Below are 24,390 nucleotides of genomic sequence, written 5' to 3' on the forward strand. Positions count from 1 at the left end.
GCCTGCCGCCCAGGTAGGGCGAAGTACGGACAAGCTCACCGTCGGCGACGACGCGGCTTCTCGGGGCGACCCGAGCAGGGCCTAGACTCCCGTCCGTACAGATCGTCGAAGTCGTTGAACAAGCGCAGTCAGGGAGCGAGGGGCGGACGTGCCGGACGCGACCGTACGCACCACCGTCGCCGCGGACTACTTCCAGGGCTACTCGGTCGTCGGGGTCATCGCCGTGATCGGCGTGCTCTTCGTCGCCGTGGCCTTCGGGGCCGGGCGGCTGCTGCGGCCTGTCGTGCCGACGCCCGAGAAGCTGCTGACGTACGAGTGCGGCGTGGACCCGGTCGGTGAGGGCTGGGCGCACACCCAGGTCCGCTACTACGTCTACGCGTTCCTCTACGTCATCTTCGCCGTCGACTCGATCTTCCTGTTCCCCTGGGCGACGATCTTCGCCGCCCCCGGCTTCGGCGGGGTGACGCTCGTGGAGATGTTCATCTTCCTCGGGTTCCTCGCCGTGGGCCTGCTCTACGCATGGAAGAAAGGCGTCCTGGAATGGACGTGACCCCCGCCTCCACCGGCTCGGCGACCGCGCCCGAGGGCGCCGCCCCCGAGTTCCTGCCGGAGCCGCGGCGCCTGGGCACGCTCGCCCGCCTCGCGCCGGAACCGATGAAGGTGGTCCTCAACTGGGGCCGCCGCTACAGCCTGTGGGTCTTCAACTTCGGCCTGGCCTGCTGCGCCATCGAGTTCATCGCCGCGTCCATGGCGCGCCACGACTTCATTCGGCTCGGCGTGATCCCGTTCGCGCCCGGCCCCCGCCAGGCCGACCTGATGATCGTCTCCGGCACCGTCACCGACAAGATGGCGCCCGCGGTCAAGCGGCTCTACGAGCAGATGCCCGAGCCGAAGTACGTCATCTCCTTCGGGGCCTGCTCCAACTGCGGCGGTCCCTACTGGGACTCGTACTCGGTCACCAAGGGCGTCGACCAGATCATTCCGGTCGACGTGTACGTACCGGGCTGCCCGCCGCGGCCGGAGGCCCTGCTTCAGGGCATCCTCAAGCTCCAGGAGAAGATCGCCCGCGAGTCGCTGGGCGAGCGGTACAAGGAGGGCGCTGCCGGCCGGCCCTCGGCGGCCGCGCTGCGCAGCGGGCTGGTGACGCCGCCCGCGCCCACGACGGCGGAGCAGCCGAAGGCCGCGGGGGAGGAACCCCGATGACCGAGCAGCCCGAGCAGCCCAGGCCGACCGAGCAGCCCGAGCCGGCCGAGCAGCCCCATCCGGCGGCCGAGCAGCCCGAGCCGGCCCCCGAGCCCGTCGTCGGCTGGTTGCCGAGGCCCGCGAGCGAGATCTTCGGTCCCGGAGCCACCGCGGAGCTGGCGTACGACCTGCTGACCGTCGATGTCCCGGTGGACGGCTGGCTCGCCGCGCTCACCGCGGCCCGTGACGACCTCGACTGCCGCTACTTCGACTGGCTGAGCGCCGTCGACGAACCCGGCACCGGCTTCCGGATCTGCGCACACCTCGCCGATGTGGCGCACCCGGGGAGCGTCCACCGGCTCGTCGTCCGGACGACGGTCCCGCACGACGCGGCGGCGCTGCCCACCGCCGTGGGCGTGTACGCGGGCGCGGGCTGGCACGAGCGCGAGACCCACGAGATGTTCGGCGTCGACTTCACCGGACACCCCCACCTCGTACCGCTGCTGCTCCCGGAGGGCTTCGAGGGGCACCCGCTGCGCAAGGACTTCGTGCTGGCGGCACGGGTCGCCAAGGCGTGGCCGGGGGCCAAGGAGCCGGGGGAGTCCGAACACGGCGGGCCCAAGCGCCGTCAGATGTTGCCGCCGGGCGTCCCGGACCCGAACGAGTGGGGTCCGCTCAAGGGCCAGCTGCCGCCTGCTCCGGCGCGGCCGGCGCGGGGTGCCCGGGCGGCCGGCGCCGCGGCGGGCGAGCGACCGGCCCGGCGCACCCGTACCGCGAGTGCGGGCTCGGCGAGCCAGCAGCAGGCGGCGGAGACCACCGGAACGGCACCGGCCGCCGCGGCCCCCGCGCGTACCGAGCGCCCGGAGCGCCCGGCACGCCGTAGCCGCTCGGCGAGCCAGGGGTCGGTCAGCCAGCAGCAGCCGGCGGCGGCGGACACGGCGGCCACGGCGGACAAGGGGGACACTGCGGCAGCCCCGGCAGCCCCGGCAGCCCCGGCAGCCCCGGCAGCCCCGGCGGCCCCGGCAGCCCCTGTTGCACCGGCTGCGGGCACTCCTGCCGAGGCGCCGAAGGCGGCCGCCCCGCGCTCCACGGACGCGCCCTGGCACCACGCCCGCCCGGCCTTCGACGAGCCGGCGGGCACAGCGCAGACGGCGGAGAAGGGCCGAACGGAACAACCGGAGCAGCCAGAGGCCACGGAAGCGCCAGAAGCCACGGAAGCAACGGGATCGACGGAAGCGCCAGAAGCCACAGAAGCGCCAGAAGCAACAGGAGCGACGGAAGAGCCGGAGGCGAAGAAAGCGAAGGACGCGACGGAAGCGAAGGGCCGCCCCGCCCAGCAGGGTGAGCCCGAGGCGGAACCCGCGCCCCGGCCGCAGCCGCGCCCCGACCACGACCAGCCCGACGACCCGGCAGGAGGCGACACCCCATGAGCGACGCTCTCGACATCGCGCTGCGCCTCCTCGCCGTCTTCGTCGTGTTCCTGGTGTTCCCCCTGGTCATCGGGCAGACCGAGCACAAGGTCATGGCCCATATGCAGGGCCGGCTCGGCCCCATGTACGCGGGCGGGTTCCACGGCTGGGCGCAGCTGGTCGCCGACGGCGTGAAGTTCGCACAGAAGGAAGACATCGTTCCGGCCGGCGCCGACCGGCGGATCTTCCAGCTCGCGCCCGCCGTCGCCCTGCTGCCGTACCTCCTGGTCCTGGTCGCCATCCCGATAGGGCCGCACAACGCCGTGGGGCAGGCCCTGGACGCGGGGATCTTCTTCGTCCTCGCCGTCATGGGCGTCGGTGTGCTCGGCTCGCTGATGGCGGGCTGGGCCTCCGCGAACAAGTTCTCGCTGCTCGGTGCGCTGCGGACAGCCGCACAGCTGCTCGCCTACGAGCTGCCGATGCTGCTCGCCGCGGCCTCGGTCGCCATGGCGGCCGGCACGCTCTCACTGCCCGGCATCGTCGAGGCCTTCCACTGGTGGTGGGTGCCGTGGCAGATCGTCGGCGGCGTCGTCTTCTTCACCGCGGGGCTCGCCGAGTTGCAGCGTCCGCCGTTCGACATGCCGGTCGCCGACTCGGAGATCATCTTCGGTGCGTACACCGAGTACACCGGCCTGCGCTTCGCACTGTTCCTGCTCGCCGAGTACGCCGGCATCGTCGTTCTCTGCGCGCTGACCTCGGTGCTCTTCCTCGGTGGCTGGCACGGCCCGTTCGGCGCCGACGGCCTGGGCTGGCTGTGGACGTTGCTGAAGACCGTGGTCCTCGCGTTCGGCGTCATCTGGCTGCGGGTCACCTACCCCCGGCTGCGCGAGGACCAGCTTCAGAAGCTCGCCTGGACGGTCCTCATCCCGCTCGCACTCGCCCAGATCGCCCTCACCGGCGTCATCAAGGTGGTGATCTCGTAATGGGCATCCCCGGATCGGGCCTCGCCAAGGGCCTGGCCGTCACCCTGCGGACGATGACGAAGCGTTCGGTCACCGCGCAGTACCCGGACGTGCAGCCCGACCTGCCGCCCCGTACCCGCGGCGTCATCGGGCTGTTCGAGGAGAACTGCACGGTCTGCATGCTGTGTGCCCGCGAGTGCCCGGACTGGTGCATCTACATCGACTCCCACAAGGAGACGGTGCCGCCGGCCGCGCCCGGAGGCCGGGAGCGCAGCCGCAACGTCCTGGACCGCTTCGCGATCGACTTCGCGCTCTGCATGTACTGCGGCATCTGCATCGAGGTCTGCCCGTTCGACGCGCTCTTCTGGTCGCCGGAGTTCGAGTACGCCGAGACGGACATCCGCGAGCTGACCCACGAGCGGGACAAACTGCGCGAGTGGATGTGGACGGTGCCCGAGCCGCCGGCGCTCGACCCGGCGGCCGAGGAGCCCAAGGAGGTCGCCGCCGCCCGCAAGGCCGCGGACAAGCTCGCCGCCCAGCAGCAGGCCGAACAGGCCGAAGCGGAAGCCGCCGGGGCCCGGGCCGGCGAGGCGGCCGAGGGACCCGCCGACGGCCGGGCCCAGGCACCTGCCCAGGCACCTGACCAGGAACGACCGGACACCTCAGGGGAGGGAACGTGACGCTCGCCGCCACGGCCGCAGGCCACGGCTTCCTCTCGCCCACCGGCGTCGAGATCGCCTTCCTCCTCGTCGGTATCGCCACCCTCGGCGCGGCCGTCGTCACCGTCACCACCCGGCAGCTGGTGCACGCCGCCCTCTGGCTGGTCGTCGCCCTCGGCGGGGTCGCCGTCGAATACCTCCTCCTGACGGCCGAGTTCATCGCCTGGGTCCAGGTGCTGATCTACGTCGGTTCGGTGGTCGTCCTGCTGCTCTTCGGGCTGATGCTGACGAAGGCGCCCATCGGCCGCTCCCCGGACGCCGACTCCGGCAACCGCTGGGCGGCGTTGACGGTGGCCGTCGCCGCGGCCGGCGCCCTGGTCTGGGTCGTCGTCGACGCCTTCCGCGCCACCTGGATCGACCTCGGCGGCGCTCCCCAGGGCTCCACCGAAGCCTCCGGGCGCAGCCTCTTCCAGTACTGGGTGCTGCCCTTCGAGGCGCTGTCCGTGCTGCTGCTCGCCGCGCTGGTCGGAGCGATCGTGCTGTCCCGCAAGGCCGGTGAGGGCAAGGCCGCGGCGGCCGCCCTCAAGGACGGCGCCTTCCGCGCCCCGGCAGCCCCCGCCCCGCGAGAGGAGCAGCGCTGATGCACCTCGCCTATCCGGCCGTCCTCGCCGTCCTCCTCTTCTCCACCGGTCTGTACGGCGTGCTCGCCCGCCGCAACGCGATCCTGGTGCTGATGTCCGTCGAGCTGATGCTCAACGCCGTCAACCTCAACCTCGTCGCCTTCGACGTCTGGCTGCGCGACACCCTGCACGCCGGCCAGGCGCTCACCCTCTTCACCATCGCCATCGCCGCCGCCGAGATCGGCATCGGCCTGGCGATCGTGCTGCTCGTCTACCGCAACCGCGGCAGCTCCGACGTCGACCGGCTCCGCGACCTCGCCGAACGGCCGGACGGCGCGGACGACACGGAGGCGACCCCGCAGTCGGACACCAAGGCGGAGGCCACCGCGTGACGCTCACGACCACCGCCGTCCTCGCTCCCCTCCTGCCCTTCCTCGGGGCCGTCGCCGGCCTCCTCCTGGGGCGCAGCGCGCCCCGCTTCGTCCGCCCGTTGGCCGTGCTGCCGACGCTCGCCACGGCCGCGCTGACCGTCGTCGTCGCGGTCGGACAGGGCGGCGGCCCGGCCACCGACGTCGCCGTCCAGCTCACCCCGACCGGTTCGATCCCCATCGACCTGGCCCTGCACATCGACGGCTTCGCCGCGCTGCTCGCCGTCCTGGTCGGCGTCGTGGCGACCTGTGTGCAGATCTACTCCACCGCCTATCTGCGCGACGACCCGCGCTACCCCTCCTACGCCGCGCTGGTCTCGCTCTTCACCTCCGCGATGCTGCTGGTCGTCTACACCGGCGACCTGATGCTGCTGCTGGTCGGCTGGGAAGTCATGGGCATCTGCTCCTACTTCCTCGTCGGCCACTACTGGGAGACCGAGACCGCCCGCGCCGCGTCCCTCAAGGCCTTCCTCGTCACCAAGCTCGGCGACGTCCCCTTCCTCTTCGGCATCTTCGCGCTGGCCGCCGACGCCGGTACCTTCCGGATCACCGGCATCCTCGGCTCCGTCGCCAGCGGCGGCCTGGACCACCCGACGCTGATCGCGCTGCTGCTGCTGGGCGGCGTCGCGGGCAAGTCGGCACAGTTCCCGCTGCACACCTGGCTGCCGGACGCGATGGCCGGCCCGACGCCGGTCTCGGCGCTGATCCACGCCGCGACGATGGTGGCGGCCGGTGTCTACGTCGTGGCCCGCCTCCTCCCGGTCTTCGCGGCCTCCGCGGCCGCGCTCGTCGTGCTCGCCGTCATGGCCGCGATCACCATGGTCGGCTCCGGCCTCGCCGCGCTGGCCCAGGACGACATCAAGCGCGTACTGGCCTATTCGACGGTCGGTCAGCTCGGCTACATGCTGGGCGCACTGGCCGTCGGCGACCGCGGCGCCGCCGTCTTCCACCTCCTCACGCACGGTGCGTTCAAGGCGCTCCTCTTCCTCGGCGCCGGCGTGATCATCCACGCCGCCGGCACCAACTCGCTGGCCGCCATGTCCCGGATGACCGGTCTGGCCCGGCGCATCCCGGACGCGTACTGGACCGTCACCGTCGCGCTGCTCGCGCTGGCCGCGATCCCGCCGTTCGCCGGCTTCTTCTCCAAGGAAGCCGTCCTGGGCGCCGCCGAGCACGCCGCCCACGGCGATGCGCACGGCATCCCCGGCGCCGCCGGCTGGACCGTCCTGGTCTCCGGACTGCTCACCGCCCTCCTCACCGCTGCCTACGCCACCCGGCTGTGGCTGCTGGCCTTCCGGGGCAACGGCGTCGAGGCCCCCGACCACGGCCCCCAGCCGGTCGCGATGAACGCCGTGCTGTGGGTGCTCTTCGTGCCGACCGTCGCGCTCGGCCTGACCGGCCCCTTCCTGCCCGCCTGGTTCGACGGGCGCTCGCTCGCGCCGACCCTGACCACCTCCGTCCTCGGCACCGGTATCGCCCTCGTCGGCGGCCTGGTCACCTACGCCGCCTGGCGGCACACCAGCGCCCTCGCCGCCCGCACCCCCATCGGTGCGGTCGTCACCGTCCCGGACGCCGCCCCCGGGCTCGCCGAGGAGACCGCGATCGCCACCCACGCCCCCGTCTACGGGAGCGTCTCCGGCGCCGCCGACCCCGCCGACCCGGGCCGCCTCCTGCTCGGCCCGCTGCACCGCCACGCGGCCGTCGGCTTCCACCTCGACGCCGTCTACTCCACGCTGTTCGTCCGGCCGGTGCGCGCCGCCGCCACGCTCGTCCGCTTCCTGGACCGCGAGGTCGTCGACACCTACGTCCGCGGCGCCGGCGCCGCCCCCCGCCTGCTGGGCGCCGCCGTCCGCCGCGCCCAGACCGGGAACGTGCAGACCTACCTTGGCGCGCTGCTCGCGGGCTCGCTCGTCCTGGCCATCGCCGCCGTCCTCGTCGCCACGGGCACGGGAGCCTGACCGTGCTGCCATCCCCCGGGGGCCGACCCCCGTACCCCCAGCCGACAGACCTCGTGGCCAGCCTCGCCGCAGCCGGAACCCTGAGGAGGGCCTGACCCGTGAATCACACCGCCATGCAGATCCTCCTCGCGGGCATCGTCGTCCTCCCCCTCGTCGGCGCGCTGGCCGCCCTGCTCCCGGCCCCACCCGGCCTGCGGGGCAAGAACCCCGACCAGGCCGTACTGCGCCACGGCGTGACCGTCACCGGTGTCGTGCTCGCCGCCGCCGTCGCGCTCGCCGCCGGCTTCGACCACGGTCACCCGGCCCGTATGCAGGCCACCACCGACATCAGCTGGATCCCGGCGCTCGACATCCGTATCCACCTCGGCGTCGACGGCATCTCGCTCCCCCTTCTCGTCCTGACCGCGCTGCTGACCTTCCTGTGCGCGCTCTACACGTACTTCCACATGCCAACGGGCCCGTCTCCCAAGGCATTCGTGGCCCTGCTGCTCGTCCTGGAGGCCGGCACCCTCGCCACCTTCGCCGTCCTGGACCTGATGCTGTTCTTCCTCGCCTTCGAGATGGTCCTCATCCCGATGTACTTCCTCATCGCCCGCTGGGGCGGTGCGGGGAAGCAGGCGGCGGCGTGGAAGTTCATCCTCTACACGCTGCTCGGCTCCGTCGTGATGCTGCTCGGCCTCCTTCTGATCGGCCTGAAATCCGGCACGTTCGACATGGTCGCACTCGCCACTGACAACGGCCCGAAAGCCCAGCTCAGCCACACTGTCCAGCTGCTCGCGGTGCTCGCGATCGGCATCGGACTGGCCGTCAAGTCCCCGCTCTGGCCGCTGCACAGCTGGCTGCCCGACGCGCACACCGCTGCCCCCACCGTCGGCTCGGTGCTGCTGGCCGGCGTGCTGCTGAAGATGGGCACCTACGGGTTCGTGCGGATCGCCCTGCCCATCACGCCCGAGGGCATGCAGACCTTCGCGCCGTACCTCGCCGCGCTGGCCGCCGTCGGCATCATCTACGGCTCGCTCGCCTGCCTCGCCCTCGTCCGCAAGGGCGCCGGCGGCGACCTCAAGCGCCTGATCGCCTACAGCTCCGTCGGCCACATGGGCTTCGTCCTGCTCGGCATCGCCAGCATGACCCCCACCGGCGTCAACGGCGCGCTGTTCGCCAACATCGCGCACGGCCTGATCACCGGCCTGCTCTTCTTCATGGTCGGCGCCCTCAAGGACCGCACCGGAACCACCGACCTCGACGCCCTCTCCGGCAGCACCGGCGCCGCCCTCTACGGCCGGGCCCCCCGCTTCGGCGGTCTGCTCGCCTTCGGCGCCGTCGCCTCGCTCGGCCTCCCCGGACTGGCCGGCTTCTGGGGCGAGATGCTCGCCATGTTCGGCGCCTTCCGCCCGGCGGAGGGCCTCAGCCGCCCCGCCTTCCTGACGTTCATGGTCCTGGCCGGCCTCGGCACCCTGCTGACCGCCGCCTACCTCCTGCTCGTCGTCCGCCGCGTCTGCATGGGCGGCACCCCGCACCTGGCCCCGACCGCCCCGCTCGCCGCCGCCGACCCGGCCGACGACGCGGCGACCTCCCCGGGCGGGCCCACACCGGCCGCCGCTCTCCCGGCCCTTCCCGACCTCGCGCGCTACGAGTACGCGGCCTGGTCCCCGCTCGCCGTCCTCACCGTCCTCGCCGGACTGTGGCCCGCGGCCCTCCTCGGCCTCACCAACCCGGCCGTCCAGCACATCCTCGGAGGCGGCAAGTGATGAGCTCCCTCACCTCGCTGGTCCAGTCCGTCGACTGGATCGCCATCGCCCCGCCCACCCTCGCCGCGGTCGTCGCCCTGGTGGTGCTCGTCGCCGACCTCTTCCTCCCGGTGGCCCGCAAGCCGCTGCTGGGCTGGATCGCCGTCGGCGGCCTCGCCCTCGCCGTGCTCTCGCTGCTGCCCCTCCTGAACGGCGACCGCCGCACCTTCTGCCTCCCCGGGCACCCCGACGTGTGCAGTTACGTGGCCGACCCGTTCGCCCTGGTCATCCAGTTCCTGGTGCTCGGCGGCGCGCTGCTGACCGCCCTGCTGTCCTTCGACACCATCAAGGACCACGGCCTGCCCACCGGCGAGTACTGGTTCCTGCTGCTGTCCTCGGCCGCCGGCGCCGCCCTGCTGCCCGCCTCCAGGGACCTCGCCACCCTCGTCATCGCCCTCGAAGTCGCCTCGCTGCCCGCGTTCGCCCTGGTGGGAATGCGCCGCGGCGACCGACTCTCCTCCGAGGCGGCGCTGAAGTTCTTCCTGTCCTCGGTGGCCGCCACCGCCGTGATGCTCCTCGGTGTGAGCTTCCTGTACGCCACCAGCGGCAGCCTGTACCTCACCCGGGTGGCGCACGCCCTGGCCGACCTCCCGGACCCCCGCCTGGCCACCCTGGCCAGCGCCGGCGTCGCGCTCACCCTGGTCGGCTTCGCGTTCAAGACCGCGGCCGCCCCGTTCCACTTCTGGGTGCCGGACACCTACGTCGGCGCGCCGCTGCCCATCGCGGGTTACCTCTCCGTGGTCGGCAAGGCCGTCGGCTTCTCCGGCCTGATCCTCGTCACGGTCGAGGGCTTCCCCTCGTACGCGAACGTCTGGGGGCCGGCGCTGGCCGTGCTCGCCGCGCTCACCATGACCGTCGGCAACGTCGCCGCCCTCCGCCAGGACCCGCACCGTGCGCACAGCGCCGTACGCCTGCTCGCCTGGTCCTCGGTCGGCCAGGCCGGCTACCTCCTGGTCCCCATCGCCGCGGCCGGATACGTGCACGACCCCGCGCACGCCATCGGGTCCACCGTCGCCTACGCCCTGATGTACGCGGCCGTGAACCTCGGTGCCTTCGCCGTCGCCGCCCTGGTGGCCCGTACACACCCCGCCAACCGCATCGCGGACTACCGGGGCCTGTACCACCAGCGGCCCCTGGTCGCGCTCGCCCTGGGCTTCTTCCTGCTCTGCCTCGCCGGTCTGCCGCCGGGCGTCATCGGCCTGTTCGCCAAGGTCACGGTCTTCGCCGCGGCGGTCGACGCCGGGCTGGCCTGGCTCGCGGTGGTCATGGCGGTCAACGTCGTGATCGCGCTCTACTACTACCTCCAGTGGACCGCGGTGCTCTTCCGGGGAGCCGAGGCCGTCGAGGGGGCCCCCGAGGCCGCGGCGCCGCAGCCGCACCGGGCCGGGATCCCGGCCCCGCTCGCCACCGCCATCGCCCTCGCCGCCGTCCTGGGCATCGTCCTGTCCGGCGCTCCGCAGCTCGTCCTGCGCTTCGCGTCGGGGGCGCTGCTCTGACCGGACGGGCCGCCCGGGGCACGCGCGGCCCACGTCCGCACGTGCCGGCCCCGTGGAGCGGGTTCCCGAGAGGATGATCGACGGCCTCCGCACGGGGGAACCCCTGCCTTTCATCTCGCGTTGACCAGTGAGTAAGGGTCCACTGAAGAGTGGAGAGACGCAGCACAGGGTTCCCCTGCCGCACCGCTTGGAGGGCGTACCGTGCACCGCCGGCACAACGGGCTGAGAACCGCCGTACTCCTCGGGGGACTGTCCGCCCTCATCATCGTCATCGGCAGTCTGTTCGGCCGTACGGGCCTGATCATCGCCGTCCTGGTCGCCGTGGCCACCAACGCCTACGCGTACTGGAACAGCGACAAGCTGGCCCTGCGGGCCATGCGCGCCCGCCCGGTCAGCGAGTTCGAGGCGCCACAGCTCTACCGGATGGTCCGCGAGCTCTCGACGGCCGCCCGCCAGCCGATGCCCCGGCTGTACATCTCCCCGACCCAGGCCCCCAACGCCTTCGCCACCGGCCGCAACCCACGCAACGCCGCGGTCTGCTGCACCGACGGCATCCTCCAGCTGCTGAACGAGCGCGAGTTGCGCGGTGTCATCGGCCACGAACTCAGCCACGTCTACAACCGCGACATCCTCATCTCCTCCGTCGCGGGCGCGCTGGCCTCGGTCGTGATGTTCCTGGTCAACTTCGCCTGGCTGATTCCGATAGGCCGTTCCGACGACGACGAGGGCCCCGGCCTCCTGGGCATGCTGCTGGTCGCGATCCTCGGGCCGATCGCGGCCTCGCTGATCCAGCTGGCGGTCAGCCGTTCCCGCGAGTACCAGGCAGACGCCTCGGGCGCCCAGCTCACCGGCGACCCGCTCGCCCTGGCCTCCGCCCTGCGCAAGCTGGAGATCGGCACCCAGCAGCTCCCGCTGCCGCCCGAGCCGCGCCTGGAGACCGCCAGCCACATGATGATCGCCAACCCGTTCCGCCCGGGTGAGGGCATGTCCAAGCTGTTCTCCACGCACCCCCCGATGCGCGAGCGGATCGTCCGCCTGGAGCAGATGGCGGGCCACCACCGCCCGTAGCCGGCGGCCCGCCCGATGGCCGGTCGGCCGGGACCGGTGGCCGCTCCCTCCGGCCGGTCGCATCATGTAGGCAACGCTTCACCGGGCCCGGTGCGTCTAGCACGGCAGATTCGGATTCGTTCTCCGCCGTGCCCGTGGAAGGCTGTCGATCATGAAAACCATCCTCAACGTCCTCTGGCTGGTCCTCAGCGGCTTCTGGCTGGCGCTCGGCTACGTCGTCGCGGGCATCATCTGCTGCGTACTGATCATCACGATTCCATTTGGCATTGCCAGCTTTCGCATCGCTGGCTACGCCCTGTGGCCGTTCGGCCGTACGACGGTGGTCCGGCGCGACGCCGGCGCCGGTTCCGCCATCGGCAACGTCATCTGGTTCATCTTCGCGGGCTGGTGGCTGGCCCTGGGGCACATCGTCACCGGTATTGCCCTGTGCGTGACGATCATCGGCATCCCGTTCGGCATCGCCAACTTCAAGATGATCCCGATCTCGCTGGTCCCGCTGGGCCGCGAGATCGTCCCCACGGACCAGCCGTTCGCGACCCGCTGACGCACCGGTCCCGGGTCACCCCCGTACGAGCCCCCGGGGGTTCACGTACCGCCGGAACCCCAGCGGTACGACCCCCGGCAGGCTCTCGATGAAGTCCATCACCGGCCCGCCGGCCTGCAACCGGGCGCCGAACTCCCGGGCGTGCGACTCCGGGTCGGTCCACTCGCTGTAGTTGACGATCCGGGTGCCGTCCTCGCTGAGGTGGAAGTGCGAGGCGATCCCGCCCTCGCCCGGTTGCTGCCCGCCCACCATGTCCAGCAGGCCGTCGACGAGCTCCCGGGCCGCGTCGTGCCCGGTCGTCCGGAAGGCGACGCGCACGATGCAGCCCGGCGCCTTCGGCTGCCCCTGGGGCAGCAGGCTGCGGTACAGCCGGTAGCGGGTCGGCCCGGCATCGCCCCCGTCCCCCACGGGCTTCCACGCCGCCGCGATCCGGTCGGCCGGCCCGGTGTCCTCGCTCCGTACGAACTCCCGGTGGGCGGCGTCGCTCGTCCACTGCGCGTAATCGAGAACGCTGCGCCCGTCCGTCCCGGCGAACAGCACCCGGGCGAGGAAACCCGCCGGCAGCGGCGTCTCCTCCCAGGCGCGGGCGAGGCCGTCCCGGACGGCCCGCTGACCTTCGGGGCTGCCCGCGTCCCACTCCCTGATCAGCACGGTCCCGACATCCGGACGGCGGACGTCCGGGAACGCATCGGTGAGGAAGCCGTCCCGGGGGCCGGCGACGGAGACGGAGGCGGGGGCACGGAGCGTGTCGTCATGCGAAGAGGTCATGCGCCGACTCTGCAAACTCAACCAAACTTGAGGTCAAGTGCTCCGTCGCACGGACCCGATGGAATGCCGGTGGGGCGGCACGCCGAAGCGCGCCGCCCCATCCGAGGCACCCGAAAACCGGGCTACTACCGGTAGTTCACGAACTGGATGGCGAAGTCCAGGTCCTTGCCCTTCAGCAGCTGCTGCACCGCCTGGAGGTCGTCCCGGCTCTTCGAGCTGACCCGCAGCTCGTCGCCCTGCACCTGCGCCTTGACGCCCTTGGGGCCCTCATCGCGGATGATCTTGGCGACCTTCTTCGCGTTGTCCTGCGAGATCCCCTCCTCGATGGAGGCGAAGATCTTGTAATCCTTGCCCGAGGCCTGCGGCTCGCCGGCGTCCAGTGCCTTCAGCGAGATCCCGCGCTTGACCAGCTTGGTCTGGAAGATGTCGAGCACGGCCTTGACCCGCTCCTCGGCGTTGGCCCGCATCTCGATCTTCTCGCCCGACCACGCGATCGACGCGTCCACGCCCTTGAAGTCGTAGCGCGTGGAGATCTCCTTGGCGGCCTGGTTGAGTGCGTTGTCGACCTCCTGCCGCTCTACCTTCGAGACGATGTCGAAACTGGAGTCGGCCATGTTGAGTTGGCTCCTCGTACGTAGATCCATCAGGGGAGCGGACCGTCCCCGGACCGCCTGCCAAGCCTAGCCACCCGACCAAGATCCAGCGCTTCCGAATCGAGTGGCGAAGCACCCCCAGCCATCGGGTATGGTTTACGTCGTTGCCACAGAGCACCGCCCAGAGCGGGTCTCCCGGCAGCAAACCCTGGCGGTGTGCCCGAGCGGCCAAAGGGAGCAGACTGTAAATCTGCCGGCTTCGCCTTCCCAGGTTCGAATCCTGGCGCCGCCACAGGTTGCAAGAGGCCCCTGATCCGTAGCAATACGGATCAGGGGCCTCTTCCGTTGGCTCAGGGGATTCTTCCGTCGGCTTCCGTCGGCTTCCGTCCGCGATCCCAGATCCCACCGCTGCGCCTTCACCCACCCGACCGACCCCCTCATGGGGGAGCGGCCCCGAGGCGCCGCCGCCGGCCCCTCAGGGCCCGGCCACCGCCCGCAGCGCGTCCGCCACCGGCACGTCCCCGCCGATCAGCTCCAGCGTCCGGCCGACGGTGCCCGGCTCGTCGAGCAGCGCCACCAGGACGGCCGCCACGTCGTCGCGGGACACCTCACCGCGCCCGGTGGCGTCGGCCAGCGTCACCAGGCCCGCCCCCGGGGCGTCGGTCAGCCGGCCCGGCCGCAGGATCGTCCAGTCCAGGCCGGCGCGGGCCCGTACGTCCGCGTCCGCGGCGCCCTTCGCCCGGAGGTACGCGCCGAAGACCGGGTCGGTGCCCTCGGGGGGCTCGCGGTCGGCGCCCATCGAGGAGATGACCAGGAAGCGGCGCACCCCGGCCGCCTCGGCCGCGTCCGCAAACAGCGCCGCCGCGCCGCGGTCCACCGTGTCCTTGCGTTCCACGCCGCTGCCCGGGCCCGCGCCCGCCGCGAAGACCGCCGCGTCGGCGCCCTCCAGGTGCCGGGCGACATCCTCCACCGACGCCGACTCCAGGTCGCAGACCACCGGCTCGGCGCCCGCGGCCAGCACGTCGCCGGCCTGCTCCGGCCGGCGGATGATGCCTGCGACCTCGTCCCCGCGCTTGGCGAGCAACCGCTCCAGCCGCAGCGCGATCTGACCATGTCCACCTGCGATGACAATGCGCATGATCCCGACCGTACGCCGAACGCCGCCCGTGGAGCGGGGGACCGGCCGGGGGAGGGGCGGCTTCTCGCCGCGGGCCGCCTCCAGGGGCCCGGGGCCGCGGGCCGCGGCACCGCGTGGAATCCGGGGGCAGCGCCTGCGCGGAACCCGGGGCGGCAGCGTCAGCGCTGCGACTGCCGGGGCAGTTCCAGCGCCACCGCGGCCGCGGAGTCGCAGTACTCGCGCACCGCGCTGGTGCGGGCGACCACCCGCCCCCGGTGGATCACGATCCGGCTGTACGCGAGCGAGAGCACCCCGGCGATCCGTTCCCCGCGCACCGCCAGCAGCTCCGCGGGGAACCCCGCCTCGACCCGCACCTCCGGCAGGCCCAGCGTCGCCCGCGCCGCCGAGCTCACCGTCTCGTACGCCGCCTCCGGCGTGGCCTCGCCCAGGGAGGCCAGCAGGTACGCGGCCTCCAACGGGTCGCCGCGCCCCACCGGGTTCGCCACGTCCCGCAACGCCCCGCTGCCGGCCGCCACCCGCACCCCGGCCGCCCTCAGCAGCCGTACGGGGGCCGGCCGCGAGACCCGCGAGCCGTGGCGCTCCAGGCCCGCGCAGTCGCCCTGGGGCAGACAGACGACCGCGACGTCGGCGGCGGCCAGCTGCTCGGCGACCCGGGCCGCCACGCTGCGCGGCATCCGGGCCATCCCGGCGCAGGGGCCGAGCGCGACGCCCGGCCGCAGCCCGCCGGACATCGCCGCGAAGCGGGCCAGCCGAGCCGGGTCGTCACCGTCGGTGTGCAGGTCCACCGGGCAGCCATGTTCACCCGCCAGCTCCAGGACCCTCTCCACGTACCCGGCCGGATCGGGGTCCAGGTCGGGGCAGCCGCCGATCACCGAGGCGCCCATCTTCACCGCGTCCCGCAGCATCGCCAGCCCGTCCGCACCGGCCGCCCCGGTCAGCACCCGCGGCACCGCGACCGCCGCCAGGTCGGCCAGCCCGCGCAGCGACCGGCGGGCCTGGAGCACCGCCTCCAGGGAGCGCAGCCCCTGTACGTCGCCGATCCGGACGTGGCTGCGGGAGGCGGTGGCGCCGTGCCCCAGCTGGAGCAGCGCGGCCTCCGTCGTGCGCCGCTGGACGTCGTCGGGGGAGCCGGAGGCGGGGCCCTCGGAGTCGGCCGTCAGCGCGGTGTCGCAGTGCGCGTGCGGCTCGGCGGGGGCGGGGAGCAGGAGGTAGCCGGCGAGGTCCACTCGGGAGCCCTGCGGGGCGAGGCTGCCGGCCGTCCCCACGGCCTCGATGCGTCCGCCGCCCAGCCGTACGTCCACGGTGCGGCCGTCGGCGAGCCGGGCGCCGCACAGGACCAGCGCACCGCCGTCCGCCCTCGGGTGCCGGCCGGGACCGCCCGGCTTTCCCGGCTGGGGCTGCGACTGCGGCGAAGTGCTGTCGGACATCGCGCTCCTCGAAGGGCCCGGCGTGCAAGATCACGCAGCGGTGGCTCCGAGACTAGGGCGCCGCCGGGAGAGCTTCGTGCAGGCGCGAAATAGTCGTACCGGCGTGGTGCACGGGGCCGTTGGGGCGCGGCGGGGATACGGATTTCACGTTTGGCGGCCGGCCGTGTAATGTCTTCATCGCTCGCCCCAATAGCTCAGTCGGCAGAGCGTCTCCATGGTAAGGAGAAGGTCTACGGTTCGATTCCGTATTGGGGCTCTGATGTGTGAGGTACCCGCCTTCGGGCGGGGGCCACTCGCATCGCAGCGGTGTAGCTCAGTCGGTAGAGCAAGCGGCTCATAATCGCTGTGTCACCGGTTCAAGTCCGGTCACCGCTACTGACAGTAGCCGATTGTGGGGTCGGTCCTTCGATCGGCTACTCTTTTCTGCGTTCATCCGTCCATCCGTCCGTCAAGGAGCACTCACGTGGCTGCCACCGACGTCCGCCCGAAGATCACGCTGGCCTGCGTGGAGTGCAAGGAGCGGAATTACATCACCAAGAAGAACCGGCGTAACGACCCGGACCGTCTTGAGATGAAGAAGCACTGCCCGCGCTGCAACTCGCACACCGCGCACCGCGAGACGCGATAACACAGGCTAGTCCGTGAGGCCGCCCCCAGTGATGGGGGCGGCCTCACGGCGTTATCACCATCAGTACACGGAGGTTGCGAGCCATGGCGCTCGACCAGTCTTTTGTCGGACGCACGTACCCGCCCACCGATCCGTACGAGGTCGGCCGGGAAAAGATCCGGGAATTCGCCGAGTCGATCGGTGACGCCAACCCCGCTTACGCCGATGCCGAAGCAGCCAAGGCGCTTGGTCACCCCGATGTGATCGCCCCGCCGACTTTTGTGTTTGCGATCACTTTCAAGGCCGCGGGACAGGTCGTCCAGGACCCTCAACTGGGTCTGGATTACAGCCGGGTGGTGCACGGCGACCAGAAGTTCGCCTACACCCGGCCGGTGCGCAGCGGCGACCGACTGACCGTCACCTCCACCATCGAATCGATCAAGTCGCTGGCCGGGAACGACATCATCGACATCCGTGGCGAGGTGCACGACGAGGCCGGCGAACACGTCGTCACCGCCTTCACCAAGCTGGTCGCGCGCGCCACCAAGGAGGCCTGAGATGACCGCCAAGATCTCCTACGACGACGTCGAGGCCGGCACCGAACTCCCGGCGCAGACCTTTCCCGTGACCCGCGCCACGCTCGTCAAGTACGCAGGCGCCTCGGGCGACTTCAACCCCATCCACTGGAACGAGAAGTTCGCCAAGGAGGTCGGGCTGCCGGACGTCATCGCCCACGGCATGTTCACCATGGCCGAGGCGATCCGGGTGGTCACCGACTGGACCGGCGACCCGGGTGCGGTCGCCGAGTACGGCGTGCGCTTCACCAAGCCCGTCGTCGTCCCCAACGACGACGAGGGCGCGCTGATCGAGGTCAGCGCCCAGGTCGCGGCCAAGCTCGATGACGACGCCCGCACGGTCCGGGTCGACCTCACCGCGAAGAGCGCAGGTCAGAAGGTGCTGGGCATGGCCCGCGCAGTGGTCCGCCTGGCCTGAACCGGAGGACGACGGGGGCGGCCGACCGGGGTTGTCGGACCGCACCCGTACCCTTGGGCGCGTGCAGGAACGACTTGTGGCAACCGTAGAGGACAACGCCCCCCTCGCCCCGCTGACCACCTTCCGCCTCGGCGGCCCGGCGAACCGCCTCGTCACGGCCACCACCGACGAGGAGGTGATCGCCACCGTCCGCGCGGCCGACGACGCCGGCACCCCGCTGCTGATCATCGGCGGCGGCAGCAACCTCGTCATCGGCGACAAGGGCTTCGACGGCACCGCCCTGCGCATCGCCACCAGCGGCTTCCGGCTCGACGGCACGTCCCTGGAGCTCGCCGCGGGTGAGAACTGGTCCGACGCGGTCGCCCGCACGGTCGAGGCCGGACTGGCCGGCATCGAGTGCCTGGCCGGCATCCCCGGCTCGGCCGGCGCCACGCCGATCCAGAACGTCGGCGCGTACGGCCAGGACGTCTCCGCCACGATCACCGAGGTCGTCGCCTACGACCGCCGCTCCGGCGAGACCGTCGTGATCCCCAACGAGGAGTGCGGCTTCGCCTACCGCCACAGCCGTTTCAAGCAGCACCCCGACCGCTTCGTGGTGCTCCGGGTGCGCTTCGCCTTGGAGGACGCCGGCGGCCTCTCCGCGCCCCTGAAGTACGCCGAGACCGCCCGGAGCCTCGGCGTCGAGGTCGGCGACCGGGTCCCGGCGGCCCAGGCCCAGGAGACAGTCCTGGCGCTGCGCGCCGGAAAGGGCATGGTGCTGGACCCGAAGGACCACGACACCTGGTCGGCCGGCTCCTTCTTCACCAACCCGATCCTCACCGAGGCCGAGCACGCCGCTCTCCTGCTGCGCGTCCAGGACCGCCTCGGTGCCGACGCCGCCCCGCCCGCCTTCCCGGCCGGCGACGGCCTGGTGAAGACCTCCGCGGCCTGGCTCATCGACCGGGCCGGCTTCGCCAAGGGCCACGGCACGGGCCCGGCCGGCATCTCCACCAAGCACACCCTCGCGCTCACCAACCGTGGCGAGGCCACCACCGAAGACCTGCTGGCGCTGGCCCGTGAGGTCCGCGACGGCGTCCACGCGGCCTTCGGCGTCACGCTCGTCAACGAACCCGTGACGGTCGGCGTCAGCCTCTAGAAGACGGCCCGCAGGCCCTCAGGAGGCCAGCCAGGCGTCGATCTCGGCCAGCAGCCGTTGCTGCTCGTCCTGCGGGGCCCGCGAGCCGCGCACCGACTGGCGGGCCAATTCGGCCAGTTCCGTGTCGGTGAAGCCGTGCACGGTCCGGGCGATCTCGTACTGTGCGGCCAGCCGCGCGCCGAACAGCAGCGGGTCGTCCGCGCCCAACGCCATCGGCACACCGGCGTCGAAGAGCGTCCGCAGGGGCACGTCCTCGGGCTTCTCGTAGACCCCCAGCGCCACGTTCGACGTCGGGCACACCTCGCAGGTCACCCCGCGCGAGGCCAGCCGGCGCAGCAGCACGGGATCCTCCGCGGCCCGTACGCCGTGGCCGACCCGCCCCGCGTGGAGGTCGTCCAGGCAGTCCCGGACGCTGGCCGGCCCGGCCAGCTCACCGCCGTGCGGCGCGGCCAGCAGCCCGCCCTCCCGGGCGATGGCGAAGGCCCGGTCGAAGTCCCGGGCGAAACCCCGTCGTTCGTCGTTGGAGAGCCCGAAGCCGACCACGCCCCGGTCGGCGTAGCGCACCGCGAGCCGCGCCAGCGTACGGGCGTCCAGCGGGTGCTTCATGCGGTTCGCCGCGACCAGGACGCGCATGCCGAGGCCGGTGTCCCGGGAGGCGCGCTGCACCGCGTCCAGGATGATCTCCAGCGCCGGGATCAGCCCGCCCAGCCGCGGCGCGTACGAGGTCGGGTCGACCTGGATCTCCAGCCACCGCGACCCGTCGCGGACGTCCTCCTCGGCGGCCTCGTGCACCAGCCGCTGGATGTCCTCGGGCGCGCGCAGACACGACCGCGCGATGTCGTACAGCCGCTGGAAGCGGAACCAGCCGCGCTCGTCGGTGGCCCGCAGCCTGGGCGGTTTCCCGCTGCTCAGCGCCTCCGGCAGATGGACGCCGTACTTGTCGGCGAGGTCCAGCAGGGTCGCGGACCGCATCGAACCGGTGAAGTGCAGGTGCAGATGGGCCTTCGGCAGTAGGCGCAGGTCTCGCATGGCGGCTCCGCTGCGGGCACGAGTGCTCTCCATCTGGAGATCTTGCCGTATGGGGGCGGTGGGCCGGTAGAGCCTTTCCCGAAGGGGTGTCCGGAAGAACGAGTGAGCGGGCGGCCGGACCGAGGTCCGACCGCCCGCTCCGGGCACCTACGGAAATCCGCAACCGCCCGCTCGGCTCATTTGGCCTCGGCCAGCAGCTTCTGGATCCGGGACACGCCCTCGATCAGGTCCTCGTCGCCCAGCGCGTACGAAAGCCGCAGGTAGCCGGGGGTGCCGAAGGCCTCGCCCGGGACGACGGCGACCTCCGCCTCCTCCAGGATCAGCTCGGCCAGCTCGACGCTGGTCTGCGGGCGCTTGCCACGGAGCTCCTTGCCCAGGAGCTCCTTCACCGACGGGTACGCGTAGAACGCGCCCTCCGGCTCCGGGCAGAGCACGCCGTCGATCTCGTTGAGCATCCGCACGATCGTCTTGCGGCGCCGGTCGAAGGCGACCTTCATCTCCTCGACGGCCGTGAGGTCGCCGGAGACCGCCGCGATGGCCGCGGCCTGCGCGACGTTGGAGACGTTCGAGGTGGCGTGCGACTGGAGGTTCGTGGCGGCCTTGATGACGTCCTTGGGGCCGATCGCCCAGCCCACCCGCCAGCCGGTCATCGCGTACGTCTTCGCCACGCCGTTGACGATGATGCACTTCTCGCGCAGCTCGGGCACGACCACCGGCAGCGAGGAGAACTCGGCGTCGCCGTAGACCAGGTGCTCGTAGATCTCGTCGGTCAGCACCCACAGGCCGTGCTCGGCGGCCCAGCGGCCGACCGCCTCGACCTGGTCACGGGTGTAGACCGCACCGGTCGGGTTGGACGGCGAGACGAAGAGCAGCACCTTGGTGCGCTCCGTGCGGGCCGCCTCCAGCTGCTCGACGGTCACCCGGTAGCCGGTGGTCTCGTCGGCGACCACGTCGACCGGCACACCGCCCGCGAGCCGGATCGACTCCGGGTAGGTGGTCCAGTAGGGCGCCGGGACGATGACCTCGTCACCCGGGTCCAGGATGGCGGCGAACGCCTCGTAGATGGCCTGCTTGCCGCCGTTCGTCACCAGGACGTTCGCGGCCTCGATCTCGTAGCCGGAGTCGCGCAGCGTCTTCGCGGCGATCGCGGACTTCAGCTCGGGCAGGCCGCCGGCCGGGGTGTAGCGGTGGTACTTCGGGTTGCGGCAGGCCTCGATGGCGGCCTCGACGATGTAGTCGGGCGTGGGGAAGTCGGGCTCGCCGGCGCCGAAGCCGATCACCGGGCGTCCGGCGGCCTTCAGTGCCTTCGCCTTGGCGTCGACGGCGAGGGTCGCGGACTCGGAGATCGAACCGATGCGGGCCGAGACCCGGCGGTCGGTGGGGGACGGTTCGGAAGGGGTTGCAGCGCTCATAGAGGCATCGTTGCAGACCCCCGTCAGGCCCGACACACGGGTTTGTGGGCACCACCCGGGAGGATCGTGTTCGACGCCCGGCCCGGAAACACGTACACTCGCTGACCGTTGGCTCCTAACGGGTCGCCGCGGCGCACGCACATAGTGCAGTCGGCCGCATGCGGTAGGTTGGGGAACCACAAAGGGTCGTAGCTCAATTGGTAGAGCACTGGTCTCCAAAACCAGCGGTTGGGGGTTCAAGTCCCTCCGGCCCTGCTACACGCACTCTCACCGCAGTGCGTGCACGCGTACGTATGCACCGCCGTGCGGCTCCACCGGGCGCGGCACGGCCACGACCCGGATTCAGGTGAGGACGAGTGACGGACGCCCTGGGCTCCATCGACATGCCTGAGCGCGGTCGCTCCGAGGACGAGGCCGCTGAGTCCCAGAAGAAGCCCCGTCGCGGCGGCAAGCGCGGCAAGAAGGGCCCCTTCGCGCGTCTCGCGCTCTTCTACCGCCAGGTCATCGCGGAGCTCCGCAAGGTCGTCTGGCCCACGCGTAGCCAGCTGTCGACGTACACCAGTGTGGTGATCGTCTTCGTTGTCATCATCATCGGTCTCGTAACCGTGATTGACTTGGGAATCAACCGAGTCGTCGGGTACGTCTTCGGCTGATCCCGCGGAGGGCGCCTGCGCGGGCGCCCATTTCGCATGTTCAACCCCTTGAAGCCAGGAAGAAGCAGCCACCGTGTCTGACCCGAACCTGAACGACGCCGCCGACTCCGCCGAGACGGCAGCGGCCGACGCGGCTGCCTCGGCCGAGGTCGAGGGCGACGACACCGCGCGCGAGATCGTCGAGGGCGCCGACGTCATCGATGAGCTCGAAGCCGAGGACGCCGAAGCGGGCGAGCCCGCGGAGGAGGCCGCGGCGCACGTCGAGGACGAGGACGTCGAGCACGTCGAGGACGAGGACGAGGACGAGGACGAGACCCTCGCCGAGGCCGCCGAGGACGAGGCCGCCGAGGAGCTGGAGCCGGTCGACCCGGTGGCCGCCCTCCGCGACGAGCTGCGTGGCCTCCCCGGTGAGTGGTACGTCATCCACACCTACGCGGGCTACGAGAACCGCGTGAAGACCAACCTTGAGCAGCGCGCCGTCTCGCTGAACGTCGAGGACTACATCTTCCAGGCCGAGGTGCCGCAGGAAGAGGTCGTCCAGATCAAGAACGGCGACCGCCGGACCGTCCGCCAGAACAAGCTCCCGGGCTACGTGCTCGTGCGCATGGACCTGACGAACGAGTCCTGGGGCGTCGTCCGCAACACGCCGGGCGTCACCGGCTTCGTCGGCAACGCCTACGACCCCTACCCGCTGACGCTGGACGAAATCGTCAAGATGCTCGCCCCGGAGGCCGAGGAGAAGGCCGCCAAGGAGGCCGCCGCGGCCGAGGGCAGGCCGGCGCCGTCCCGCAAGGTCGAGGTCCAGGTGCTGGACTTCGAGGTGGGCGACTCGGTCACCGTCACCGACGGCCCGTTCGCGACGCTCCAGGCGACGATCAACGAGATCAACGCCGACTCGAAGAAGGTCAAGGGCCTGGTGGAGATCTTCGGCCGGGAGACCCCGGTGGAGCTCTCCTTCGACCAGATCCAGAAGAACTGATCGAGCAGACGTGATCCGGTAGGGCCGCGGCCCGTCCGGACAATCAGCCACCGACCAGGTCAGACGGGCTCCAGGGCCTGTCTGACCTGTCGGTTTTTGGCCGCGCGACCATACCCGTTATCGTTGTGCGGTATGCCTCCATCCGGATGACCGGATGGAACGGCGAAACACCTCTCACTAGGACCCGGAGAGAGCATGCCTCCCAAGAAGAAGAAGGTCACGGGGCTTATCAAGCTCCAGATCCAGGCCGGCGCCGCGAACCCGGCCCCGCCGGTCGGCCCCGCGCTGGGTCAGCACGGCGTCAACATCATGGAGTTCTGCAAGGCCTACAACGCCGCGACCGAGTCGCAGCGTGGCATGGTCGTGCCGGTGGAGATCACGGTCTACGAGGACCGTTCCTTCACCTTCGTCACCAAGACCCCGCCGGCCGCGAAGCTCATCCTGAAGGCCGCGGGCGTGGAGAAGGGCTCCGGCGAGCCGCACAAGACCAAGGTCGCCAAGATCACGCGCGACCAGGTCCGTGACATCGCCACCACCAAGATGCCCGACCTGAACGCCAACGACCTGGACGCCGCCGAGAAGATCATCGCCGGCACCGCCCGTTCCATGGGCATCACGGTCGAGGGCTGATCTCCAGCCCGTTCAACGGCACCCCCGTGGCAGGGCCAGGCGCTGGTCCGCACCACGACTCCACCCCACTGCATCAGGAGCAGAAGTGAAGCGCAGCAAGACTCTTCGCAACGCGGACGCGAAGATCGACCGGGAGCGTCTGTACGCCCCGCTCGAAGCCGTCCGTCTCGCCAAGGAGACCTCGTCCGCCAAGTTCGACGCGACCGTCGAGGTCGCCATGCGTCTGGGTGTCGACCCGCGCAAGGCCGACCAGATGGTCCGTGGCACCGTGAACCTCCCGCACGGCACCGGTAAGACCGCCCGGGTCCTGGTCTTCGCGACCGGTGACCGTGCTGCGGCCGCGGAAGCCGCCGGCGCCGACATCGTCGGCTCGGACGAACTGATCGACGAGGTCTCCAAGGGCCGTCTGGACTTCGACGCCGTCGTCGCCACCCCGGACCTCATGGGCAAGGTCGGCCGCCTCGGCCGCGTGCTCGGTCCCCGTGGTCTGATGCCGAACCCGAAGACCGGCACCGTCACCCCGGACGTCGCCAAGGCTGTCACCGACATCAAGGGCGGCAAGATCGAGTTCCGAGTGGACAAGCACTCGAACCTCCACTTCATCATCGGCAAGGTGTCCTTCGACGACGCCAAGCTGGTGGAGAACTACGCCGCGGCGCTGGAGGAGATCAACCGTCTCAAGCCGTCCGCCGCCAAGGGCCGTTACATCAAGAAGGCCGTCTTCACCACCACGATGGGCCCCGGTATCCCGGTGGACTCCAACCGCACCCGCAACCTCCTCGCCGAGGACGAGGCCGTCTGATCGTCCCGATCGACGCCTCGTAGCGCGTAGCTGTACTCAGGCCCCGTTCTCCCCGTGGAGGACGGGGCCTGACGCATGGGGTGTCACTGCTCTGGTCTAGAGTCGCCCCGA

Annotated in this window: 26 protein-coding genes and 4 tRNA genes; 24 read left to right on the plus strand and 6 right to left on the minus strand. The window is 71.4% G+C overall.

The features are described 5' to 3' along the window. Positions 1-148 precede the first annotated feature (148 nt). From AB0C96_RS07460 to AB0C96_RS07515, 12 genes are all read left to right on the plus strand, one after another. Positions 149-550 (plus strand): NADH-quinone oxidoreductase subunit A, encoded by a 402-nt coding sequence (locus AB0C96_RS07460; RefSeq protein ID WP_362914661.1) that lies wholly within the window; start codon positions 149-151, stop codon positions 548-550. After that, the gene (locus AB0C96_RS07465; protein ID WP_362914663.1) at positions 541-1,203 is read left to right on the plus strand and encodes an NADH-quinone oxidoreductase subunit B family protein; all 663 of its coding nucleotides are present in this window, start codon (positions 541-543) and stop codon (positions 1,201-1,203) included. The genes AB0C96_RS07460 and AB0C96_RS07465 overlap by 10 nt, the downstream gene beginning before the upstream one ends. Then, positions 1,200-2,612 carry an NADH-quinone oxidoreductase subunit C gene (locus AB0C96_RS07470; protein WP_362914665.1) on the plus strand — a complete coding sequence of 471 codons (1,413 nt, stop codon included), beginning with the start codon at positions 1,200-1,202 and terminating at the stop codon, positions 2,610-2,612. The genes AB0C96_RS07465 and AB0C96_RS07470 overlap by 4 nt, the downstream gene beginning before the upstream one ends. Continuing rightward, positions 2,609-3,574, plus strand: a complete 966-nt coding sequence (locus tag AB0C96_RS07475; protein WP_362914667.1) for a complex I subunit 1 family protein — start codon at positions 2,609-2,611, stop codon at positions 3,572-3,574. Before AB0C96_RS07470 ends, AB0C96_RS07475 begins: the two co-directional genes overlap by 4 nt. Further along, entirely contained in the window at positions 3,574-4,233 is a 660-nt protein-coding gene (locus AB0C96_RS07480) for an NADH-quinone oxidoreductase subunit I (RefSeq protein ID WP_362914669.1), read from the plus strand. Before AB0C96_RS07475 ends, AB0C96_RS07480 begins: the two co-directional genes overlap by 1 nt. After that, a complete protein-coding gene (locus tag AB0C96_RS07485; RefSeq protein WP_362914671.1) occupies positions 4,230-4,853 on the plus strand; it encodes an NADH-quinone oxidoreductase subunit J in 624 nt (207 codons plus the stop codon). Before AB0C96_RS07480 ends, AB0C96_RS07485 begins: the two co-directional genes overlap by 4 nt. Beyond that, positions 4,853-5,224 carry an NADH-quinone oxidoreductase subunit NuoK gene (gene nuoK, locus AB0C96_RS07490; RefSeq protein WP_362914673.1) on the plus strand — a complete coding sequence of 124 codons (372 nt, stop codon included), beginning with the start codon at positions 4,853-4,855 and terminating at the stop codon, positions 5,222-5,224. Before AB0C96_RS07485 ends, nuoK begins: the two co-directional genes overlap by 1 nt. Beyond that, positions 5,221-7,218 (plus strand): NADH-quinone oxidoreductase subunit L, encoded by a 1,998-nt coding sequence (locus tag AB0C96_RS07495; RefSeq protein ID WP_362914675.1) that lies wholly within the window; start codon positions 5,221-5,223, stop codon positions 7,216-7,218. The genes nuoK and AB0C96_RS07495 overlap by 4 nt, the downstream gene beginning before the upstream one ends. Before the next feature lie 113 nt (positions 7,219-7,331). Further along, positions 7,332-8,966 (plus strand): NADH-quinone oxidoreductase subunit M, encoded by a 1,635-nt coding sequence (locus tag AB0C96_RS07500; RefSeq protein ID WP_362914845.1) that lies wholly within the window; start codon positions 7,332-7,334, stop codon positions 8,964-8,966. Next, on the plus strand, positions 8,966-10,501 hold the full coding sequence (locus AB0C96_RS07505) for an NADH-quinone oxidoreductase subunit N (RefSeq protein ID WP_362914677.1): 1,536 nt from the start codon (positions 8,966-8,968) through the stop codon (positions 10,499-10,501). Before AB0C96_RS07500 ends, AB0C96_RS07505 begins: the two co-directional genes overlap by 1 nt. Before the next feature lie 201 nt (positions 10,502-10,702). Next, positions 10,703-11,569 (plus strand): zinc metalloprotease HtpX, encoded by an 867-nt coding sequence (gene htpX, locus AB0C96_RS07510; protein WP_362914679.1) that lies wholly within the window; start codon positions 10,703-10,705, stop codon positions 11,567-11,569. 151 nt (positions 11,570-11,720) lie between these two features. Further along, positions 11,721-12,113, plus strand: coding sequence for a YccF domain-containing protein (locus tag AB0C96_RS07515; RefSeq protein ID WP_362914681.1), 393 nt, complete (start codon positions 11,721-11,723; stop codon positions 12,111-12,113). 15 nt (positions 12,114-12,128) lie between these two features. Here the strand turns inward: AB0C96_RS07515 and AB0C96_RS07520 are convergent, their stop codons facing one another. Continuing rightward, the gene (locus tag AB0C96_RS07520) at positions 12,129-12,881 is read right to left on the minus strand and encodes an antibiotic biosynthesis monooxygenase (RefSeq protein ID WP_362914683.1); all 753 of its coding nucleotides are present in this window, start codon (positions 12,879-12,881) and stop codon (positions 12,129-12,131) included. 125 nt (positions 12,882-13,006) lie between these two features. Next, positions 13,007-13,495, minus strand: a complete 489-nt coding sequence (locus AB0C96_RS07525) for a YajQ family cyclic di-GMP-binding protein (protein ID WP_362914685.1) — start codon at positions 13,493-13,495, stop codon at positions 13,007-13,009. A 189-nt stretch (positions 13,496-13,684) separates the two neighbouring features. On the opposite strand from AB0C96_RS07525, the gene AB0C96_RS07530 reads away from it, so the two are divergent. Beyond that, positions 13,685-13,766: transfer RNA gene (locus tag AB0C96_RS07530), tRNA-Tyr, on the plus strand. Positions 13,767-13,949: 183 nt separating this feature from the next. On the opposite strand, the gene AB0C96_RS07535 is transcribed toward AB0C96_RS07530, so the two are convergent. Both AB0C96_RS07535 and AB0C96_RS07540 read right to left on the minus strand, forming a co-directional pair. Beyond that, positions 13,950-14,612 carry an NAD(P)H-binding protein gene (locus AB0C96_RS07535; RefSeq protein WP_362914687.1) on the minus strand — a complete coding sequence of 221 codons (663 nt, stop codon included), beginning with the start codon at positions 14,610-14,612 and terminating at the stop codon, positions 13,950-13,952. A gap of 158 nt (positions 14,613-14,770) precedes the next feature. After that, the gene (locus AB0C96_RS07540) at positions 14,771-16,039 is read right to left on the minus strand and encodes an amidohydrolase family protein (RefSeq protein ID WP_362914689.1); all 1,269 of its coding nucleotides are present in this window, start codon (positions 16,037-16,039) and stop codon (positions 14,771-14,773) included. A gap of 183 nt (positions 16,040-16,222) precedes the next feature. On the opposite strand from AB0C96_RS07540, the gene AB0C96_RS07545 reads away from it, so the two are divergent. From AB0C96_RS07545 to AB0C96_RS07570, 6 genes are all read left to right on the plus strand, one after another. Further along, positions 16,223-16,295: transfer RNA gene (locus AB0C96_RS07545), tRNA-Thr, on the plus strand. A 46-nt stretch (positions 16,296-16,341) separates the two neighbouring features. Further along, positions 16,342-16,414, plus strand: a tRNA-Met gene (locus AB0C96_RS07550). 88 nt (positions 16,415-16,502) lie between these two features. Beyond that, positions 16,503-16,667: a 50S ribosomal protein L33 gene (rpmG, locus tag AB0C96_RS07555; RefSeq protein WP_006604855.1), complete on the plus strand. Its 165-nt coding sequence runs from the start codon at positions 16,503-16,505 to the stop codon at positions 16,665-16,667. A gap of 83 nt (positions 16,668-16,750) precedes the next feature. Further along, a complete protein-coding gene (locus tag AB0C96_RS07560; RefSeq protein WP_362914691.1) occupies positions 16,751-17,203 on the plus strand; it encodes a MaoC family dehydratase N-terminal domain-containing protein in 453 nt (150 codons plus the stop codon). 1 nt (position 17,204) lies between these two features. Beyond that, entirely contained in the window at positions 17,205-17,639 is a 435-nt protein-coding gene (locus AB0C96_RS07565) for a MaoC family dehydratase (protein ID WP_362914693.1), read from the plus strand. Between the two features lie 61 nt (positions 17,640-17,700). Beyond that, on the plus strand, positions 17,701-18,774 hold the full coding sequence (locus AB0C96_RS07570) for a UDP-N-acetylmuramate dehydrogenase (RefSeq protein WP_362914695.1): 1,074 nt from the start codon (positions 17,701-17,703) through the stop codon (positions 18,772-18,774). A gap of 18 nt (positions 18,775-18,792) precedes the next feature. On the opposite strand, the gene AB0C96_RS07575 is transcribed toward AB0C96_RS07570, so the two are convergent. Together AB0C96_RS07575 and AB0C96_RS07580 are read right to left on the minus strand one after the other, a co-directional pair. Beyond that, the gene (locus AB0C96_RS07575) at positions 18,793-19,836 is read right to left on the minus strand and encodes an adenosine deaminase (protein WP_362914697.1); all 1,044 of its coding nucleotides are present in this window, start codon (positions 19,834-19,836) and stop codon (positions 18,793-18,795) included. Between the two features lie 143 nt (positions 19,837-19,979). Beyond that, positions 19,980-21,215: a pyridoxal phosphate-dependent aminotransferase gene (locus AB0C96_RS07580; protein WP_362914699.1), complete on the minus strand. Its 1,236-nt coding sequence runs from the start codon at positions 21,213-21,215 to the stop codon at positions 19,980-19,982. 182 nt (positions 21,216-21,397) lie between these two features. Between AB0C96_RS07580 and AB0C96_RS07585 the strand changes: the two genes are divergently transcribed. From AB0C96_RS07585 to rplA, 5 genes are all read left to right on the plus strand, one after another. Continuing rightward, positions 21,398-21,470, plus strand: a tRNA-Trp gene (locus tag AB0C96_RS07585). Positions 21,471-21,571: 101 nt separating this feature from the next. Further along, the gene (gene secE / locus AB0C96_RS07590) at positions 21,572-21,868 is read left to right on the plus strand and encodes a preprotein translocase subunit SecE (RefSeq protein ID WP_030412997.1); all 297 of its coding nucleotides are present in this window, start codon (positions 21,572-21,574) and stop codon (positions 21,866-21,868) included. Positions 21,869-21,941: 73 nt separating this feature from the next. Further along, positions 21,942-22,847: a transcription termination/antitermination protein NusG gene (gene nusG / locus AB0C96_RS07595; protein ID WP_362914701.1), complete on the plus strand. Its 906-nt coding sequence runs from the start codon at positions 21,942-21,944 to the stop codon at positions 22,845-22,847. A 195-nt stretch (positions 22,848-23,042) separates the two neighbouring features. Further along, entirely contained in the window at positions 23,043-23,477 is a 435-nt protein-coding gene (gene rplK, locus AB0C96_RS07600) for a 50S ribosomal protein L11 (RefSeq protein ID WP_030412999.1), read from the plus strand. An 85-nt stretch (positions 23,478-23,562) separates the two neighbouring features. After that, a complete protein-coding gene (rplA, locus tag AB0C96_RS07605) occupies positions 23,563-24,279 on the plus strand; it encodes a 50S ribosomal protein L1 (protein ID WP_362914704.1) in 717 nt (238 codons plus the stop codon). The last annotated feature ends 111 nt before the right edge of the window (positions 24,280-24,390 follow it).

Source organism: Streptomyces sp. NPDC048506 (assembly GCF_040651315.1).
GTDB lineage: Bacteria > Actinomycetota > Actinomycetes > Streptomycetales > Streptomycetaceae > Streptomyces.